This window comes from Vibrio sp. St2, assembly GCF_947311885.1.
Lineage (GTDB): Bacteria > Pseudomonadota > Gammaproteobacteria > Enterobacterales > Vibrionaceae > Vibrio > Vibrio coralliilyticus.
The window spans coordinates 323,556-340,225 of record NZ_CAMZNA010000002.1; the positions used below are offsets into that span (position 1 = coordinate 323,556).

The 16,670-nt window shown below is 42.4% G+C and carries 14 protein-coding genes; 5 read left to right on the forward strand and 9 right to left on the reverse strand.

The genetic code is table 11. The annotated features are described in order from the left end of the window. The first annotated feature begins 33 nt into the window (after positions 1–33). Positions 34–873 (forward strand): S-formylglutathione hydrolase, encoded by an 840-nt coding sequence (fghA, locus tag QMA41_RS07960; protein ID WP_281629316.1) that lies wholly within the window; start codon positions 34–36, stop codon positions 871–873. A gap of 120 nt (positions 874–993) precedes the next feature. Here the strand turns inward: fghA and QMA41_RS07965 are convergent, their stop codons facing one another. After that, positions 994–3,066, reverse strand: a complete 2,073-nt coding sequence (locus tag QMA41_RS07965) for a PhoX family phosphatase (RefSeq protein WP_281629317.1) — start codon at positions 3,064–3,066, stop codon at positions 994–996. A gap of 437 nt (positions 3,067–3,503) precedes the next feature. Here QMA41_RS07965 and QMA41_RS07970 point away from each other — a divergent pair, with 437 nt between their 5' ends. From QMA41_RS07970 to QMA41_RS07985, 4 genes are all read left to right on the forward strand, one after another. Next, on the forward strand, positions 3,504–3,905 hold the full coding sequence (locus QMA41_RS07970; RefSeq protein WP_281629318.1) for a hypothetical protein: 402 nt from the start codon (positions 3,504–3,506) through the stop codon (positions 3,903–3,905). Between the two features lie 123 nt (positions 3,906–4,028). Next, entirely contained in the window at positions 4,029–5,708 is a 1,680-nt protein-coding gene (locus QMA41_RS07975; protein WP_281629319.1) for an RluA family pseudouridine synthase, read from the forward strand. A gap of 154 nt (positions 5,709–5,862) precedes the next feature. Beyond that, a complete protein-coding gene (locus QMA41_RS07980) occupies positions 5,863–6,612 on the forward strand; it encodes a transporter substrate-binding domain-containing protein (protein WP_006961306.1) in 750 nt (249 codons plus the stop codon). A 331-nt stretch (positions 6,613–6,943) separates the two neighbouring features. Continuing rightward, positions 6,944–7,891: a hypothetical protein gene (locus QMA41_RS07985; protein ID WP_082315191.1), complete on the forward strand. Its 948-nt coding sequence runs from the start codon at positions 6,944–6,946 to the stop codon at positions 7,889–7,891. 54 nt (positions 7,892–7,945) lie between these two features. Here QMA41_RS07985 and QMA41_RS07990 read toward each other — a convergent pair whose 3' ends face one another. The 8 genes from QMA41_RS07990 to QMA41_RS08025 all read right to left on the reverse strand — a co-directional run bounded on the left by QMA41_RS07990 (position 7,946) and on the right by QMA41_RS08025 (position 16,013). After that, positions 7,946–9,574 carry an endonuclease gene (locus QMA41_RS07990; RefSeq protein ID WP_281629320.1) on the reverse strand — a complete coding sequence of 543 codons (1,629 nt, stop codon included), beginning with the start codon at positions 9,572–9,574 and terminating at the stop codon, positions 7,946–7,948. Positions 9,575–9,882: 308 nt separating this feature from the next. Continuing rightward, positions 9,883–10,497, reverse strand: a complete 615-nt coding sequence (locus QMA41_RS07995; protein ID WP_021457439.1) for a LysE family translocator — start codon at positions 10,495–10,497, stop codon at positions 9,883–9,885. Positions 10,498–10,582: 85 nt separating this feature from the next. Continuing rightward, positions 10,583–11,503: a hypothetical protein gene (locus QMA41_RS08000; protein ID WP_172856127.1), complete on the reverse strand. Its 921-nt coding sequence runs from the start codon at positions 11,501–11,503 to the stop codon at positions 10,583–10,585. A gap of 333 nt (positions 11,504–11,836) precedes the next feature. After that, complete coding sequence (locus tag QMA41_RS08005; protein ID WP_281629321.1) at positions 11,837–12,877, reverse strand: nitronate monooxygenase; 1,041 nt, start codon at positions 12,875–12,877, stop codon at positions 11,837–11,839. Between the two features lie 62 nt (positions 12,878–12,939). Continuing rightward, positions 12,940–13,707: a hypothetical protein gene (locus QMA41_RS08010; RefSeq protein WP_281629322.1), complete on the reverse strand. Its 768-nt coding sequence runs from the start codon at positions 13,705–13,707 to the stop codon at positions 12,940–12,942. A gap of 62 nt (positions 13,708–13,769) precedes the next feature. Then, entirely contained in the window at positions 13,770–14,018 is a 249-nt protein-coding gene (locus QMA41_RS08015) for a hypothetical protein (RefSeq protein WP_281629323.1), read from the reverse strand. Between the two features lie 16 nt (positions 14,019–14,034). Beyond that, positions 14,035–14,964 carry a hypothetical protein gene (locus QMA41_RS08020; protein ID WP_281629324.1) on the reverse strand — a complete coding sequence of 310 codons (930 nt, stop codon included), beginning with the start codon at positions 14,962–14,964 and terminating at the stop codon, positions 14,035–14,037. Between the two features lie 77 nt (positions 14,965–15,041). Beyond that, a complete protein-coding gene (locus QMA41_RS08025; RefSeq protein ID WP_281629325.1) occupies positions 15,042–16,013 on the reverse strand; it encodes a DUF2971 domain-containing protein in 972 nt (323 codons plus the stop codon). Positions 16,014–16,670: the final 657 nt, after the last annotated feature.

The window sequence follows — 16,670 nt, forward strand, 5'->3', positions numbered from 1 at the left end:
TCCGATGTGGCGACTTTATCTGAGAGAGTATCAATGAGTTTATCCAACATCAGTCAGAATAAAGTCGCAGGCGGTTGGCACAAGCAGTACACCCATGATTCTGCAACACTAAACTGCACTATGCGTTTTGCTATCTTCCTGCCACCAAATGCAAGCAAGGAGTCTCCCGTTCCTGTGTTGTACTGGTTATCCGGCTTGACTTGTAGCGATGAAAACTTTATGCAAAAAGCAGGGGCTTTCAAGAAGGCTGCAGAACTTGGCATGGCAATCGTTGCTACTGACACTAGCCCACGTGGTGACGACGTTGCTGACGACGAAGGCTATGATCTGGGCAAAGGCGCGGGGTTCTACCTCAATGCGACCCAGAAACCGTGGTCTACGCACTACCGTATGTACGACTATATCATTCGAGAGCTACTTAACGTCATTGAAGCTAACTTCCCAGTCTCAACTGTCAAGGCTATCTCTGGTCACAGCATGGGCGGGCATGGTGCGCTAACTATCGGCTTGAAAAACGCAGAGCAATTCACATCAATTTCTGCCTTCAGTCCAATCTGTAATCCAATGCAATGCCCATGGGGTCAGAAAGCCTTCAATGCTTATCTGGGGAACGATTTTGAAAGCTGGAAAGAATACGACTCTAGCGAGCTTCTCAAACTAGCCAAGTCACCTTTACCAATTCTTGTCGATCAAGGTGATGCAGATAATTTTCTTGTTGAGCAACTAAAGCCTGAAACTCTGATAGCCGCAGCGGAAACCCACGGTTCAGACTTAGAACTGCGTATGCAGACTGGGTATGACCACAGCTACTATTTCATCTCTAGTTTTATTGATGAACACCTGATGTTCCACGCGAAACACATGTTCAAATAAACATAAGTCACCAAATAAAATCCCCTCAGCCTTCTCAGTTGAGGGGATTTTTCTATTCATATCGCTATATCGCCAAATTTAGCTTTGTCGATATATCGCACCTGAATGTAAATGATGCGTCTAAATACCTAGCTTTCCACCATCATAGCGAGAGATAACCACAGTACTCGAACGCGCTCGCCAAATACGACCGTCTTGTGGCGTCTCAACGGAAGCATTCATTGCTTCATGTGGCCAGTTCTCAGGGTGCTGAACATTGGTAAACATATGACGATGATCTGGTGTGAAGGTGATACCCGTCGACTCAGCCCCTTTTGGCACCACTGCAAACCGCTTGAGCTGATCTTGGTTACTTACATTGACTACTGGCGACCCATCAACCGATTGACCAAGGCCATCAGGAACAACAGCAAGAATCTGGTTGTCCACACTAATATCCTCTTTGCTACCGGAATCGGTTTGCAGCCATAAGATACCGCGCTGGTCAAAGCAAATACCGTCAGCGGACGAGAATTCATTCTCATCCGTTAATCCTGACATATTGATGCTAGAAGCATCCGCTTCGGCGGACGAACCAAAGACAAAGAACTCCCACTCAAACTCCGTCACGACTTCACCTTCTTTCCAACGAATAATATGACCGAATTCATTGTCAGGCCTCGGGTTGGCTGCATTCACATCGTCTGGTGTTCGTTTGTCATTATTGGTCAGAGCGAGATAAACCAGTCCGGTGGCGTAATCTACTGCCGTCCATTCCGGTCGATCCATTGGCGTTGCGCCCATAGCATCTGCTGCGCCAAGCGTGTTTCGAATGATATTAGCCCGATTACCAATCTTGTCCCCAAGACGATTTCCATCTAAACCGATAGCGTCTTCTGTCAATGGCAACCACTCACCTTTCCCCAGCTCATCAAAACGTGCAACGTAAAGGGTGCCGTGATCCATATATTTAGCCCCAATAGCCATGCGATCGGTACCAACAGACAAGTTTTCGCTTGCGTCGTTCTCATCCCACAGCGCATCCGATACAAACTTATAAACGTATTCGAACTTACCATCATGCCCACTGTAGAATACAACTGGTTTGCCTGGTTCGATTGCTCCATAGGTACAATCTTCATGACGGAAACGCCCTAATGAAGAACGCTTAGCAGGCTTAGCATTTGGCGAGTACGGGTCAATCTCGACAATGTAGCCAAAGCCATTATCGTAGTTGCGAAAATCCTCTTCAGGGGTAGCCTCTAGAGTAGAAATATCCCAACGTTTAAATTCGCCGATAAAAGCTTCTTCACTTTCTTCAGGCGTATCCCAGTCATTAAACGCATTTTTGCTAGTCGTGCCATAACGAGATTGGACATCATCAGGTTCCGAGGTGATTTTAAAGTGTCCCGGCCAGTTTTCTTCACAGGTTAGATACGTACCCCATGGGGTAAAACCATTACCACAGTTGTTGTATGTACCGTGTGTGACATTAGGTTTGCCATTTTCATCCGTAAATTTGGTCGTTAATAGGCCACTATCTGCTATATCACCTGTTACATCCATTTCGGTTGATAAATGAATTCGGCGATTATATGGGCTATCTATCACTACCTGCCAAATACTTTGCTCAAGTTTAATATGAACAACCGAAGCACCATGAGCATAATACTCTTTACGGACATAATCAGGTAATCGACGACCTTGGGCATCTACCTCTGGATAACCATCTTCATGAAGGTTTTTATTATTTATGAATTCGTGATTCATACATAAAATACCTTGGGTATCATCCAGCGGGAAATAATGCATACCATCATGCATTTGACCTACGGAGTGGAGCTGGTCAATATGACTGTTCGTCCCATCCTGTTTAAAGGGATGAATGATGTCACCATGCGATGAGACTGAAAATAATCGAGTTCCCCATGGCGCTAATACCTGTGCAAAGTGGCCTTCAGGCACAGTAAACGCATCCTTACTTTCTGCGCTTATGGAATCGAAACCCAGTGAGTTAACACGATCAGATACATCTACTGTAGCTTCGTCTGTACCACAACCCGTCAAGCCTATAGAGCCCATGGCGCCAAATGCTGCTACCCCGCCAGTTCCTTTAAGCATGGTTCGTCTTGATAACGCTTTCGACATAATTTCAGAAAGTGGTGTCTGCTTACTTTTATTAAAAATTTCATCGGTAGTTGTACAACGACTCATAACACTGCCTTTTATTTGCTATCTATTACTCGAGCATTTGCTCCCTATGTGGCAATTATTAATAGGCATGAATTGTTAAATTTGTGTTTAATTTAAAAGAAAGAAATAAAAACCAATGAGTCTTTGGAACCAAAGTGAATATTTAATTTATTAATTATTTTTTAGACAAACTCAACCAATAAATAACGATAATCAATTTAATTAAACCAATCGAAAAATAAACTACATTCATCATATATAATATGGTGCTTAGTTTAATATAATAAATAATATAAATCCGAATAAGAAGTTGAACTTACCTTCTCCAACTGATTTTGAATGCTAACTCTACTTGATTTAATCAATATCAACTTAGAAAGTAGAGTTTCAAGCTACTATCCACGCTTTGCGATTGCCTGTGATAAGCTATCACTTCATATTGGATAAAGAACAACACCATGTCTAAAGTCAAACTTTCACTACTCTCTCTTATCGCTGTTCTGGGCATTCTCCTTGCCTACGTTTTTATCCCTACGCACGTCCGCCTCGGGCAAGAGATCATTAATCAACCCATTGGCGACGGATTTCAATTGGTCGGATACAAAGCCATCTCTACTGAGCCAACAGATGGCAAACTCAACCACTACTATCTCGTCGCACAGGGTGAATCTGTGAAAGAAGCACAACCTTTCCTTATTTCTTCGGATCCATTTATCCGTGTGAAAAATGTTGTCGACAATAAGCTGGACGTCACCATCGTTGGCCGCGTAAAAACCTTCGACAACGACTTATGGGTCACCAAAGCTGACGGCACAGCACATCACTGGTTAATCAGCGCCACCATCAAGTATGTTCGATAGTCTTTTAGTGTTTTAGCTTCAGCCTGAGTTGGGCTGAAGCTTCTTCCCCTTCCCACACTGGTAATCACACTCCAAACAGGTACAATCTCGCCTTCTGTTTTTTCGTCACGACGGCAAGCTGAAATGCATCAACCTGAAAATTTTTTTACTCCGTTCAACACCCCAATTGATGGTTATAGCTTGCCTGACAAGTTCACCTTCCCGTTTTTCTATCAGCCGCATCCCTTGTGCGAACTTGCTGCACAAGAATTGCAGCAGCACTTAGTAGAGCAAACTGATTGGAAGCATGACTTCGGTATCGATGGAAACCAAAGTGGTACAGGCAAAATGTTCGGCGTATTGCTAGTCGAGTCCCCTCAGGGTGAAGTGGGTTACCTTTCAGCATTCTCGGGCAAGATAGCAGACCAAAACTTACTACCTGGCTTTGTCCCACCCGTTTTCGATATGCTGGCAGAAGAAAGTTTCTTTCGGGCAGAAACCGCTGAGATCATGGCGGCGAATCAGAAGTTCAATCAATTAAAAAACAACCCTCGCATTGCCGAGCTGACCGACAAGATAAGCTTGCTGAACTCTGAGTATCAGCAGCAGGAACAGTTACAACGCGAGACAATGATTGCAGGCAGAGCAGAGCGCAAAGCACAACGTAAACTCGCTGAATCCTCATTGGCAGGAGAAGCGCTAAAAAGCAGGCTCGATGAACTGGCGAAGCAGAGCGTTGCGGAAAAAAACGTACTTAAATATCTCAAGCTCGAGTGGGACGAAAAAATCGCCGTCTTACAACGCGAGCTAGACGAATTAAATACCAACTTAAATGCATTGAAAGAGCAGCGTAAAACCCTGTCTAATACGTTGCAAAATAAGCTGTTTGATAACTACCGCTTTCTGAATATCAGAGGGGAAGAGAAATCCCTCAATGCAATATTCAAACCGACCAGTGCTCCCGTACCACCAGCAGGCGCTGGCGAATGTGCCGCGCCAAAGCTGCTGCACTTTGCCTTTAAACATGGCTTTAAGCCGCTGGCATTAGCCGAGTTCTGGTGGGGTGTCTCGCCTAAATCAGAAGTTCGCCAGCACGGAAAATTCTACCCTTCCTGCCATAGTAAGTGCTTCCCTATTTTGGGCCACATGCTGGAAGGAATGGCCGTTGATGATAATCCACTGGAAGAAAACTGGGCAGAAGATAAAGAGCTAGAGATCTTATTTGAAGATGAAGCGATGGTGGTCGTCAACAAACCTTCAGGACTATTGTCAGTCCCTGGCAAAACCATCAAGGACTCGGCGTACACACGCCTGCAGCAACGCTACCCAGATGTAGAAGGCCCCTTCGTGATTCATCGACTGGATATGGCGACATCAGGGTTGCTGGTTTTCGCTCTGACAAAACGTGCGAACAAGAGCCTACAGAAACAATTCATTTCGCGTTCAGTGCAAAAGCGCTATGTAGCATTGCTTGAAGGAGAGGTAAACCAAACCAGTGGTCAGATAGAGTTACCAATGCGTGGCGATCCTGATGATCGCCCCCGACAGCTCGTCTGTTTTGAACATGGGAAACCAGCTGAAACCTATTGGGAACTGATTGATTCTCGTGATGGTCGCTCCAAGCTCTACCTTTACCCAAAAACAGGTCGAACGCATCAGCTAAGAGTGCACTGTGCTCATCATCTTGGGCTTAATTTACCTATGGTTGGTGATGGTCTCTATGGCCAACGTGCCGATAGATTGCACTTACATGCACAGCGATTAGAGATCGAACATCCTTACAGTAAGCAGCCCATGACTTTCGAAGCGGAATGCGAGTTCTGATCCTTCCAAAAGCGTCATATAGTGGCGCTTTTTTGGTTTGCCTTCCTTAATAGACCTTAGGTTTACCAGCACAGATACCCTTAAACTTTTTGGTGATATCTTTATCAGCAACTATTCTTTTATTGAATCTATTTGCATGTTTAAGGAAGAAAAAATGCGCAGCTTAATTAAAACCTTTTTATGTCTGACCGTTTCTCTGCTCTTTGCCAGCCTTGCTCAAGCTAACACCGTTAAACTCGCCAATGGTGAGTGGGCGCCGTATCAATCCAAATCACTTAAAAACGGCGGCTTCATGACTCAAATTGTCAGAGAAGCCTTTGAAGCAGAGGGCTATCAAGTTGAGTTTACTTATATGCCGTGGAAGCGTGGCTTCGAAGAATCCAAAGCTGGTAACTTTGATGGCTCATTAATATGGAGTAAAAACCCTGACAGAGAGCAGTTTTTCCACTATACCGACTCCGTTATTACGTTAAGTACCGGCTTGTTCCAACAAAAAAGTAAACCTGTAAGCTGGAGCAGCAAAGAAGACCTTAAGAACTTCAAAATCGGTGGCGTAACAGGTTATGCCTATGGGGTCGAGGATATGGAAAAAGCCGGAGAAATCAACATACAGCGTATCGCCAGTGCTGAAAACAACTACAAAAAACTCAGCGCAGGCCGACTAGACATTGTGTTGGAAGATATGGATGTAGGTATGGAGACCATCACCAAACTCAATTTAACCGATAAAATTGAGCCGAATGCCAAAACACTGTCCGCAAGAGACTACTTCGTTATCATTTCGAAAAAATCCCCTCGTTCACAAGAGCTGGTTGATGCCTTCAACCGAGGACTGGCGAAACTCAAAGCAGAAGGCAAACTGGATGCCTATCGTGAAGCATCAATCCGAGGCGAGTATAAATAGTGCTTATTGACTGCAATACGAATCGATATTTCTAAAAAGGGATGGCTAGTGCCATCCCTTTTAGTTTTCTTTACCTTTCACCCAAAAACTCGTTTTTGACTATTTATTCACCTGATACAGTCCCCAATTCCCTTGATGCATCAAGCGTAAACAAACACGATAAATGTCAGCAGTCCTGACGCCTCGCCTCAAATCTCCAAAAACAATCTCAAGCCCACTTAATGATTATTAATCATCTAGAAAACAATTTATATGCAACTAGATTTAAACGCATGTTCGACGCGTCCTGAACTAACACTCAATTTTAAACAACTTTTTAAACGAGGAAACAATGAAACCTACACTACAAACTCTCTCCGCTTTAGCGCTTATTACTTTAAGCTACAACGCTCTCGCGAAAGACCTTTACTTAGTCAGCAGCTATGATGATAAGCCTTACAATGAGCTGCAGATACTCGATCTCGATACCAAAGAAACGAGTAAGTTAGCAGATATTAATTATGGCGGTCGTTTGGCAGTCACAGAGAATTCAATCTATGTGACGACAAGTTCTCCGAGTACTCAAGCCTTGTCGCGTGTCACTTTGGACGGTCAAAAATACCGGATGGTGAACAGAATTCCTATGACTGGTGACATTCCGGTTGTGGTCGATAAAGAAACTGGGCAAGTGTATACCTCCAGTATCACTCAAGACACTGTGGTTGAGGTTTATCCGGACTACACAGACTCGCCAGGAGCGCCAATTGAGGGAGAAGATTTCCGATTTATATTCGGAGATACGATGGAAGAGTGTGGTATTGCCTACTGTGCGAACAACACTGCATTGGCTATCGATAACGCTAACGAGCGGATGTATATGGCACTGGGCGTCAATCAAGAAACGGAAGTCATCAGCTTCCCATTAGGTGAACACTCAACTGTAGACAGACGCCAAGAATTATCGGTTGAAGACGGTATCGACCACTACGAGGATTGGCACAAAATCATCGCAATGCATTTGGATCCGAAAGACAAGTTCCTTTACTTTGCTAACGAACATGGCATTTATCGCGCAAACATCAAAGGAGAGTCAAGAAAGGTCGAAAAAATCCTTTCAATTGACGAAAGTAACGGATTTGAAGGCGTTGTAGATATGGAAGTCGATTTCGATGCAGGTAAGCTTTACTGGGTACAGATCGGAAAACCAGAAATCTACTCTGCTGATCTCTCAGGCGAAAACGTAAAAGTTGAGTACGTGACTCAAGGTGGAACCACATTTGAATTAGCCTTTATGGACTAGTACTTTCGCACAAACCAAAAGGCCTAACATATGTTAGGCCTTTGATTGTTTAAGTTAGTCTCCCCAAACCATGTTGACGAACTCTGGGTGGTCAACGTATGGGTTACGGTTACCTTGGAAATTGTACACCGCGTTGTTGCGATCAATTTCCTTCTGGTCGACTGGGTCATTGGCATGCCAGCGTTTTAGCATAGCCAAAACCCAAGGTTCAAATACCGTCGTATTAGTACCGTTGAGCACAGCGTTGGAGTTATCACTATTCCCTTCCCAATTAGCGATCTCGTTTTCGTAGCGTGTCGCCATGTAGAAGTACGCACGGGCCAAATCACCTTTGAACTCATCAATAGGTTCAAACACAGTACCAGAGTACCCTAGACTAGAAGCTGCAGAGCCAACTTTTGAGCCATTAGAAGACGTGTACGTCGCACTACCCACTTCACCGAATGGCCAGTTGCTGCGTTTCGCATTCACGTAACCATCTGTCGCATACAAGTGGTGACCATCCGAGTTCATTGGTTCCACTTTTCCACCAAACCAACTCTTAGGGAAAGAGTGTTCACGGTTGTAACAATCGCCCTCTTTACTGTACTGGCCGCATTGGTCTGTCACTTTAGTAAAGTTAATCGAATCACTGCCAGATACCTTCTCAGAGTAGATATCGAGAATCGTCCCGTCCTTCTCATAGTAGTTGTCGATATCAGCGGTTTTGACTAAATCCCAAACGGCAGAGTAGCCTTGCGAGTTGTGGCTATTGATGATGTTATACAGCGCAGTCTTCAGCGTATAGCCTGTCTTACCTTCGGCTGATTTGTAGTAGTCACCGAGCACTGGTGGTTCTGGATCAGGGTCGCTACCACCAAGCGTAAAGGAGTGCTGAGAAGAGTTGGTAAAGTCGCCACCAGACGCAAGAGTTTGGCCGTTAGACGTTAGCGTGTAAGAGCCATTTCCTGAGCTACAGCAGATGCCGTCTCCATAGGAATCAACGATTTCAAACACATACGAGCCTGAATCAACACACATCGCCTTTTCATAGCTGGTGTTATTGCCGTAGTCAGAGCCAGAGAATAGAGTCTGATTGCTGCTGTTTTTCAACGTCCAGCTTGTTTCAGATCCATAACTGTCGGTCGTCAGGTTGAGTGTGACTTCATGATTGCTACAAGTTGTCGGAGGCGGTGTTACAGCACCATCAGATGGCTGGAAGTTATCTATGTAGACGACTTCGGAACCATCAAAACCAGACTCATCATAGAAGCGCAGACCAACATTAATGCTCTTGGTGCTGCTGGCCGTGTACGAATAAGCGATATCCTGCCATTGACCGGTTTGGCTAGGTACGCTGTAATTTTGGTATCCATCCACATACAGGCGTGCTTTAACATTGCCTTCAGTGTGATAAACAGACACAGAAAAATTATACGTCTGCCCTGATACCACACTTACAGACTGCTGAAAGTCTGTATTGCTTTGCGTACCGGTATTGACCGTCACTTTTGCTGCATTGCTACCACTTTTTACAATGCTGGTTTCCTGTGACACCGAAATGCCACTGTCGATTGTGTTCCACCCTGTTGGAGAGGAACTGCTCCATTGTTCGAAATCACCATTGGTCATTTCAGCCAGAGCAAGCGTAGGGGTAAGAAATAGAGACGCCAGTAAGACGCTTTTATTCAACGGAGAACTCATCTTGTTTCCTTTTTATTTTATAAGTCCGAAATATAGATTAAATTTTATCCATTGAAATACTAAAACCTGTGTCGCAATTTTAAGCAATAGCACTAATAAGAATTCAAGAAAGTTTAATATTCCGCCCACTTTCAACATATTTAACAATAAAATCCAATGAGAGATTAATTCCAAAAAAATAGGAATCGAAAAAGAGAGATATAAACAGTTGGTTAAAATATTTAGATTCCCATGGGGAAAATAAAAAACCACTAGCGTGATGCTGATGGTTTTATTGTTTAGAAAAAGTAAAGATGGCAGTAGCTATTCTATTGTCTACTAATCAGTAAATTGGCTCCTGAAAAGGCAAGAAACGCAGCACACGCTCGATTAAATCGTTTAGCCATCGCTGGTCGTGAAAACCAATTTCTCAGATACAGACCAAATAATGCATAGATACTGATTGCTGCAAGCTCTAGAGTTAAGAACGTAATACCTAACGTAAAGAATTGCTGATCCACGTTCGCCGTCACATCGACAAACTGAGGCAAAAACGCAGTAAAGATAAGAATCGCTTTCGGGTTTCCTGCTGCCAGTGCAAACTCCTGCTTCGCGAGCCCAAAGTGGCTACGCGTCTTATCCAACTCTGCGACTGGGCTGGCTTCAGAGCGCCAAAGGTTAAATGCAATCCAGAGTAGATACAGAGCGCCCACCAGCTTGATGATGAAGAATAACGCCTCAGAGGTGTAGAGAACCACGGCTAACCCAGACGCAGCCAGAGCAATCATAAATGAGAAGGCGACAATGCGCCCAAACCCTGCAACCAACGCAGCTTTGAATCCGTAGCAGCGGGCATTGTTCATCGACAATAAGTTATTCGGCCCCGGTGTCATATTGAGTGCAAAGCACGCAGGGATAAATAGCAGTAACTTCCAAAATTCCATGTTGTGTTTCTCAAAAACTCATATGAGAGGCTAAGGCTATCAGCTTTTTAAAGTAAAAAGCGAGCCAAATCTGGCTCGCACAAAATTATGAGTTCATCCAATCATTTAGGATAGATATGAATTTGGGGTGGATTAAGTATCCAATTGAAGCATGCGGATTGGATTTTTCATTTCTTACAGTTAAGTTATAAATCTTGAAATCTTGAATTGGCTCACTCAACAAATTCAGCTTCATCATTTGCTTATAGTCGTTCCTCACCCGACTATCATGAGAGATGAAATCGTCTTCAGCCGCAATGTTGTACCATCTGTTTATGTTAGTTGGATATTTTGTATAATCGCCGTTGTTCGCGCCTTTAAGTCTCTTTTTCACATTTTCATCAGCGAGAGGAGAACCAAGCGTAACAAATAGGTTAACCTTTTTATTTGCTCCAAAGTCTTCGCGATACTCTGAATAGTGCGATAGTTTCCACAAGTTATCGTAACAAATCATGGAACCTAGACTATGGCCTACCAGCATAATATCGTCTTCAGCAGCTAATGCTGATTTCAAAACCGGTGTCAGCTTCTGCCTGACATCACTCCCAAAATAAGAGTCTCCATTCCAATAGTGCTCCATGTCCGGAGCAACAACGCTAATTAACGAAGTCGCCACACCCAATTTTCCGAAAGGAGCAGAGAAGATATCTGCAAGAGCTTCTTTCCAAAACCCAGCCTTAGCTAACTCCTTGTATTTTTTCTTGGTGAACTGCCCTTTAGAATAAGCTTTTAGTTCCTCTAAAGCATGAAATCGACTAGTAGCATTTTCAACGGGCAATTTCAAAAGCTTGTTTGATAGATCTCCATAGTAGACAAACTCTTTTGCAGCAGACTCAAACCTCTGTAAGCCCTGATCACCGTAATCTCGTTTTAGCCCATGCTTGATTGCGTCATACCATAATTGCTGAAGGTCTGATTCAGATGGTTTTTGAGCACGCCCATGTATGAAAATTATTCTTTTCGCCATGATGTAATTCCCTCTAATATATCTTTGGCTCCGGGCTACCAAAACAAACGGCGACTAAGTAACTTCTCACGAGGCGCCATAAAAATAACCCAAGACAATCAAAACAATAACAAACATACGCAGCAGCAATTAAAAGCAGCATCGCACAATAAGCAACTAGTAACATAAATATCAAATTACAGTCAAAAATGTGACTACTACCTAGCCTCTGAGCGATCACCCTGTCTCTATAACAATTAGTTCTCATTGATGGAAGACGGAAGAAAAGTGCAATTAGGTGTTCGGGTCATAAGGAAAATACCAAGTATTAGACGTCAATGCTAAGCAGGTATCTTAACATTCCCCAGCCAGCTGCAATGTGAGCTCTTTTGCTGAAATCTCTTTGCATCCTTGCGTATTCTGGCCACACCATAGTGGCGAGAAGTCATCAAGCCCCTGCTTTTCTGCGCGGCTACGTAATTGAGACATTTCGATTGAAGCGTATGGGAACTCTGGTGCTAGCTCTGTCATACAGCCCAGCTCATCCATAACGCGATTCACTATCCCTCTAGCGGGTTTACCAGAAAAGATATTCGTTAATGCGGTATGCGAAGACTTGTCGCTCGTTATTGCCCGCTTATGAAGCTCTGATGTGTTAGCTTCTGTGCATAGCATGTAAGAAGTACCAACTTGTACCGCCGAAGCACCTAATTTCATGCAAGCTAGCACTGCGTTGCGATCACTAATACCACCAGCGGCGATAACGGGCACCTTAACACAATTACCCACTTGCGATACAAGTGACACTAGCCCCATTTGAGTAGAAATATCATCGGATAGGAACATTCCTCTGTGTCCGCCAGCTTCTACCCCTTGAGCGATGATTCCATCCACACCATGTGACTCCAGCCAAATCGCTTCTTCTACTGTGGTTGCAGATGAGACAACTTTGGTTCCCCAGCTTTTCACACGTTGTAATAAGTCTTTGTCAGGAAGCCCAAAATGAAAGCTTATGAACTCAGGTGAGAAAGGTTCAATTGCATCAGCGATATCATGGCTAAAAGGCACTCGGCTGCCCCCAGCGGATTTCTCTATTTGTAACCCCAGCTCATCAAAATAAGGCTTAAGTGTGTCTCGCCATATCACCTGACGATCTTCATCGTAATGTTTTGGAGCATGACAGAAGAAGTTGAGGTTAAAAGGTTTGCGCGTAGATGCTTTGATTAACTCAATTTCGCCGACAATGCTTTCAGTCGTCAGCATTCCACAAGGCAGGGAACCTAGCCCACCAGCCTCACTAACCGCAATGGCAAGGGCGCTCCCTTGTACGCCTGCCATCGGTGCCTGAATAATCGCCAACTCAGTTCCTAAAAGTTCTGTAAAATCTCTACTCATCGTCATCCTTTGCTGAATTTGAGTTTTAATGCTAAATGTGCAGATCCTTCTTGAACAGTATGTTAGGCATTTTCCTGTGCATTTAAAAAGTAACTGTTTCTCAGATAATTGTACCAGTGTTCAAATGACTCATTTTCCTCTTGAGAAGGATACACGCGACCATTTTTAAACAATTTTCCGCCTATTAAGTAGTGAGATACTCTGACAGTCAAAATCTGACCATCATTGCGTAGATGATTTATCCTGGAGCTACTATTGCCTTCAGCAATAAAATAAAAATAGATATGATAATTACACCTTGAAAGCTCAAAGAGCTTTCTAAATGTGCCTTGTTCTGGGATATGAGTTCTTATCACTTCCAAAATGACATTCGGATATGCGGATGTCGGTGAAAATTTTGCTATATCTCTCCCAGCTAAATCCGGCTTTATATATGTGTTGTCACTAAATGCAGTGCGACAATCGTTTTCCATGAACCATGAGTAATTATCACCATCAATTGGCTTAAATATTACTTGTTCTTCACGTTGTCCGTTATCATTGAACACATACGTTGAAAATTGAACATTGTTTATTTCAATATCATTCAACTCATTATGAATATATTGAACGCATTCATCATGAGTTGGGTTAGCCTCATCACGCCCTAACCTTGTTCCAAACGACGGGCTGCCAACGCGACGAAAGTGAGGTGCACTTTCATTCCTAACTGGAACTACCAAGCAATCATCTTCATTGAGTAGTGGTTCTTCTTTCATTCTTGGATAAACACGAGGATCAAAAATGTCCTCTTCTGAGTATTCTCTTCCCGAAATTGTACCTGTAGCCATTTACCCTCCTAATGCTTAACGTCGTGATCATCTACACAAACTGCTATACACCTTTTTAATATTTACCCAAACCAATAGCCAAGAACCATACCGACCCAACCACAGGCTGCCATTTTTAGTTCAGTATTTGTTTCGCCAATACCCAAGATAATCAACGTCCCCCAAACTAAAGCGACAATTGAAATTACGACTTGCATAAATAGAGCAATATTTTTCGACTTGCTATCACCAACGCCAGCATCTAAAGGTTTTCTAGATTTTTCAATAGTATCGAGTAGAATTCTAATTTTTTGCCCATATAACTGACTCACAAAACTCTCCTTTATTTTATTGTTCTTCAGATATTGCTAATAATGTCAAAGAAATGCCACCAGTAGCAGTTACACCTAGAGCAACCCTTACTTTTTTGTTCTTTAGTTCATCTAAGTAAGAAAACTGAACTTCAAGCTCCATAACAAAGTCTCTTATTGTTATATCCTCCTTATTTGACAAGGATTCAATCGCTTGATTTACCACCCACCCTGTATCTTCAAAATCCAGCCTTTTGGAAGTTACTATCCCAGAATAATTATCTATATACTTATATGTTTCACACGACAGGATAATTGGTATGTTGCTTCTTAGGTTGAACCTACCAAACCAAGTAGAATCAATAACAGAGCCATCCGAAAATCTAAGAATACCATTCTCGTTGTGGGCAAAAATTACATCCAGTTGCTCACTATCGGAAGATTTGATCGCATCAATAATAGTTTGAGCTATGGTTTTTCCATCAGGTGGTCTTAAAATATTTTCATCTCCCCATGACTTAGTAGCCCTTACCATCTGTTTGACATGTTTATCTATTTTATCTTCACTGTATGTATCTCTTAGGTGGCTCCATGTAGCCCGAATGCCCTCACCATCATTCGGTATTGCAGCCATAACATTTATCTTTTCATGAGAAATTTTTCTATCAAGAATTTTTCGAAGATCTCGTTCATTACCTGTTAGGCATAAAAATCCTTTCGATTCTTTCATCAGCCTACTCAACTTTTCACTTCCAAAGTCTTCTTCAGATATATTGATACCTTGTCCTTTACTAAGACTTAAGTAATTTTCAAACTCTTCATCTTTTAGAAAAGAATTGTAAGTATTATTGTCGCTGATGAATACGGATAGCATATCGTGACAGTTGTCATACAAGCTCGGTTTTGAACTTGATGCGAGAACTATAGTTGAAGAAAAACAAAGTAAAAAAAACAAAAGCACTCTCATAGCTTAACCCCTAAATTCAGCACGTTGTAAAAATGCTACGCATTACTAATCCCTCTAGACAGTTTGTTAGCCCTGTGCTACTTAAACTTCATATTACCTAGAAAGTTTTCAGCAACTTTAGGGTCTATAAAATATGTAGGCTTACCATGGTACCTAGTCATTACTTCATGTCCGTCAAAGTTATCATATTGACCTAATAATCTTAATCTCTCGGTTTCAGCTTTCCATTGTTCCTCTTGCATTGGTCTGAGTTGAAAGCCGGAGTCATCTTGAAACATTTGGAGGTATTCTACTGTGTCGCCGAGAATGTCTTTTACTAATTTCTTATCTTCTTCTGGTGTCCTACACCCAAAAAATACACCTTTAATTTTAGCGTCAAGCTCGACTAGCTGACCATTACCCTGAGAATTATGGATGATGTCTCTCCATTCTTTTTCATAAAACCAATCTTCATATTTTGTAAATAAACACATTGACAACACATCGTGATCTTGAGGGTGTTCATCTGATGCAAACATTCGACTTTTCCAATATTCTACATGGGATATTCTTGGATAATGTCGACTGTATCTCACCGGACGGCAACTAGAACGGCCAAGCATATTATCTTCAGTTCTCTCAAATGTAATTACGATACCTTTATGTTCATCTGCATAGTGAGACCACATCAAACCATGGTCATGAATTTCACTGAAACACATAACCGCGTAGTTTTTAGATTGCTCCTCTAACTTGTCATTTCTTCGTTGTGTCAGCTTGTAAAGAAATTCATGAAACTCCTTACCATCACCATTTTCTGATGCTTCTTTGGATCTGGAGGCTAGATAATATTCGAGATTATCCATATCACTAAAATCACCAATATATTCACCCTCCATTGGTACTTTGAGAGGTCGAATCTTACAGTCAAACGGATCATTAAACGTATGTGGAGCCGCATACCACACAGCTTTATTGCGTAGAATATTTAACGTGTTCTCGTTAATCGAACCATCAGGGTGTCGAAGAGTTCGATATTTCGACAAGTATTGGACATTAGGATATTCCATCTAAACCTCTAATTTGAAGAAAAGGACTAACAATGTTACATTGCACGTCCTCACTTCCCTCCAAAGTGCTCACCTGCAACTTCTTTACGCAATTACGTGCTTGGTATTTTAGTAACCCTATGAAAGGAATATAACAAACATAACTATGGTGAATGAGTATGGAGATCTCAAAAATAAGCAACTGATAACATGCGCATCGAGTTGAGTTTAAAATATGTGAAAGGAAGCGGGTTTGGGGAATGCAATGAAGCAAGAGAATGGATGAAAGCGGCTTGCACAAGTGCCAACTCAAAACGTGGTAACCCTAAAGTAAGCTCTATAGCTAAATCTCGCGTTTAATTCTAATATAAATACACGCTTATAGATTAGCTCCATTTAATTCAAACATTTACTCTTAAATAAGTAGTTTTACGTAAACAATAACCTTCTATATATCGAGTAAAAATCATCGTAACAGTAATTATACCATTTGATATTTACGTTATTATTTTACGTAGAAGATAATAAAGAAAAGGCCGCGTAAGCGGCCTAACTAGATTGAGAAAAACCTTAGCCACCCCTTATACCGCCTAGTGCGTAGCACATGTTCGGCTGGAGCATGATAGCTTTACCATCAAGATAGCAGAGCTCATAACGGTCTGAGCTTGGAAGCGAACT

Coding starts and splice junctions, on each gene's coding strand:
- QMA41_RS07985 (WP_082315191.1), top strand. CDS start 6,944: ATGAAACCTACACTACAAACTCTCTCCGCTTTAGCGCTTATTACTTTA.
- QMA41_RS08020 (WP_281629324.1), bottom strand. CDS start 14,964: ATGAGAGTGCTTTTGTTTTTTTTACTTTGTTTTTCTTCAACTATAGTT.
- QMA41_RS07990 (WP_281629320.1), bottom strand. CDS start 9,574: ATGAGTTCTCCGTTGAATAAAAGCGTCTTACTGGCGTCTCTATTTCTT.
- QMA41_RS07970 (WP_281629318.1), top strand. CDS start 3,504: ATGTCTAAAGTCAAACTTTCACTACTCTCTCTTATCGCTGTTCTGGGC.
- QMA41_RS08010 (WP_281629322.1), bottom strand. CDS start 13,707: ATGGCTACAGGTACAATTTCGGGAAGAGAATACTCAGAAGAGGACATT.
- QMA41_RS08000 (WP_172856127.1), bottom strand. CDS start 11,503: ATGGCGAAAAGAATAATTTTCATACATGGGCGTGCTCAAAAACCATCT.
- fghA (WP_281629316.1), top strand. CDS start 34: ATGAGTTTATCCAACATCAGTCAGAATAAAGTCGCAGGCGGTTGGCAC.
- QMA41_RS08025 (WP_281629325.1), bottom strand. CDS start 16,013: ATGGAATATCCTAATGTCCAATACTTGTCGAAATATCGAACTCTTCGA.
- QMA41_RS07980 (WP_006961306.1), top strand. CDS start 5,863: ATGCGCAGCTTAATTAAAACCTTTTTATGTCTGACCGTTTCTCTGCTC.
- QMA41_RS07965 (WP_281629317.1), bottom strand. CDS start 3,066: ATGAGTCGTTGTACAACTACCGATGAAATTTTTAATAAAAGTAAGCAG.
- QMA41_RS07995 (WP_021457439.1), bottom strand. CDS start 10,497: ATGGAATTTTGGAAGTTACTGCTATTTATCCCTGCGTGCTTTGCACTC.
- QMA41_RS07975 (WP_281629319.1), top strand. CDS start 4,029: ATGCATCAACCTGAAAATTTTTTTACTCCGTTCAACACCCCAATTGAT.
- QMA41_RS08005 (WP_281629321.1), bottom strand. CDS start 12,877: ATGAGTAGAGATTTTACAGAACTTTTAGGAACTGAGTTGGCGATTATT.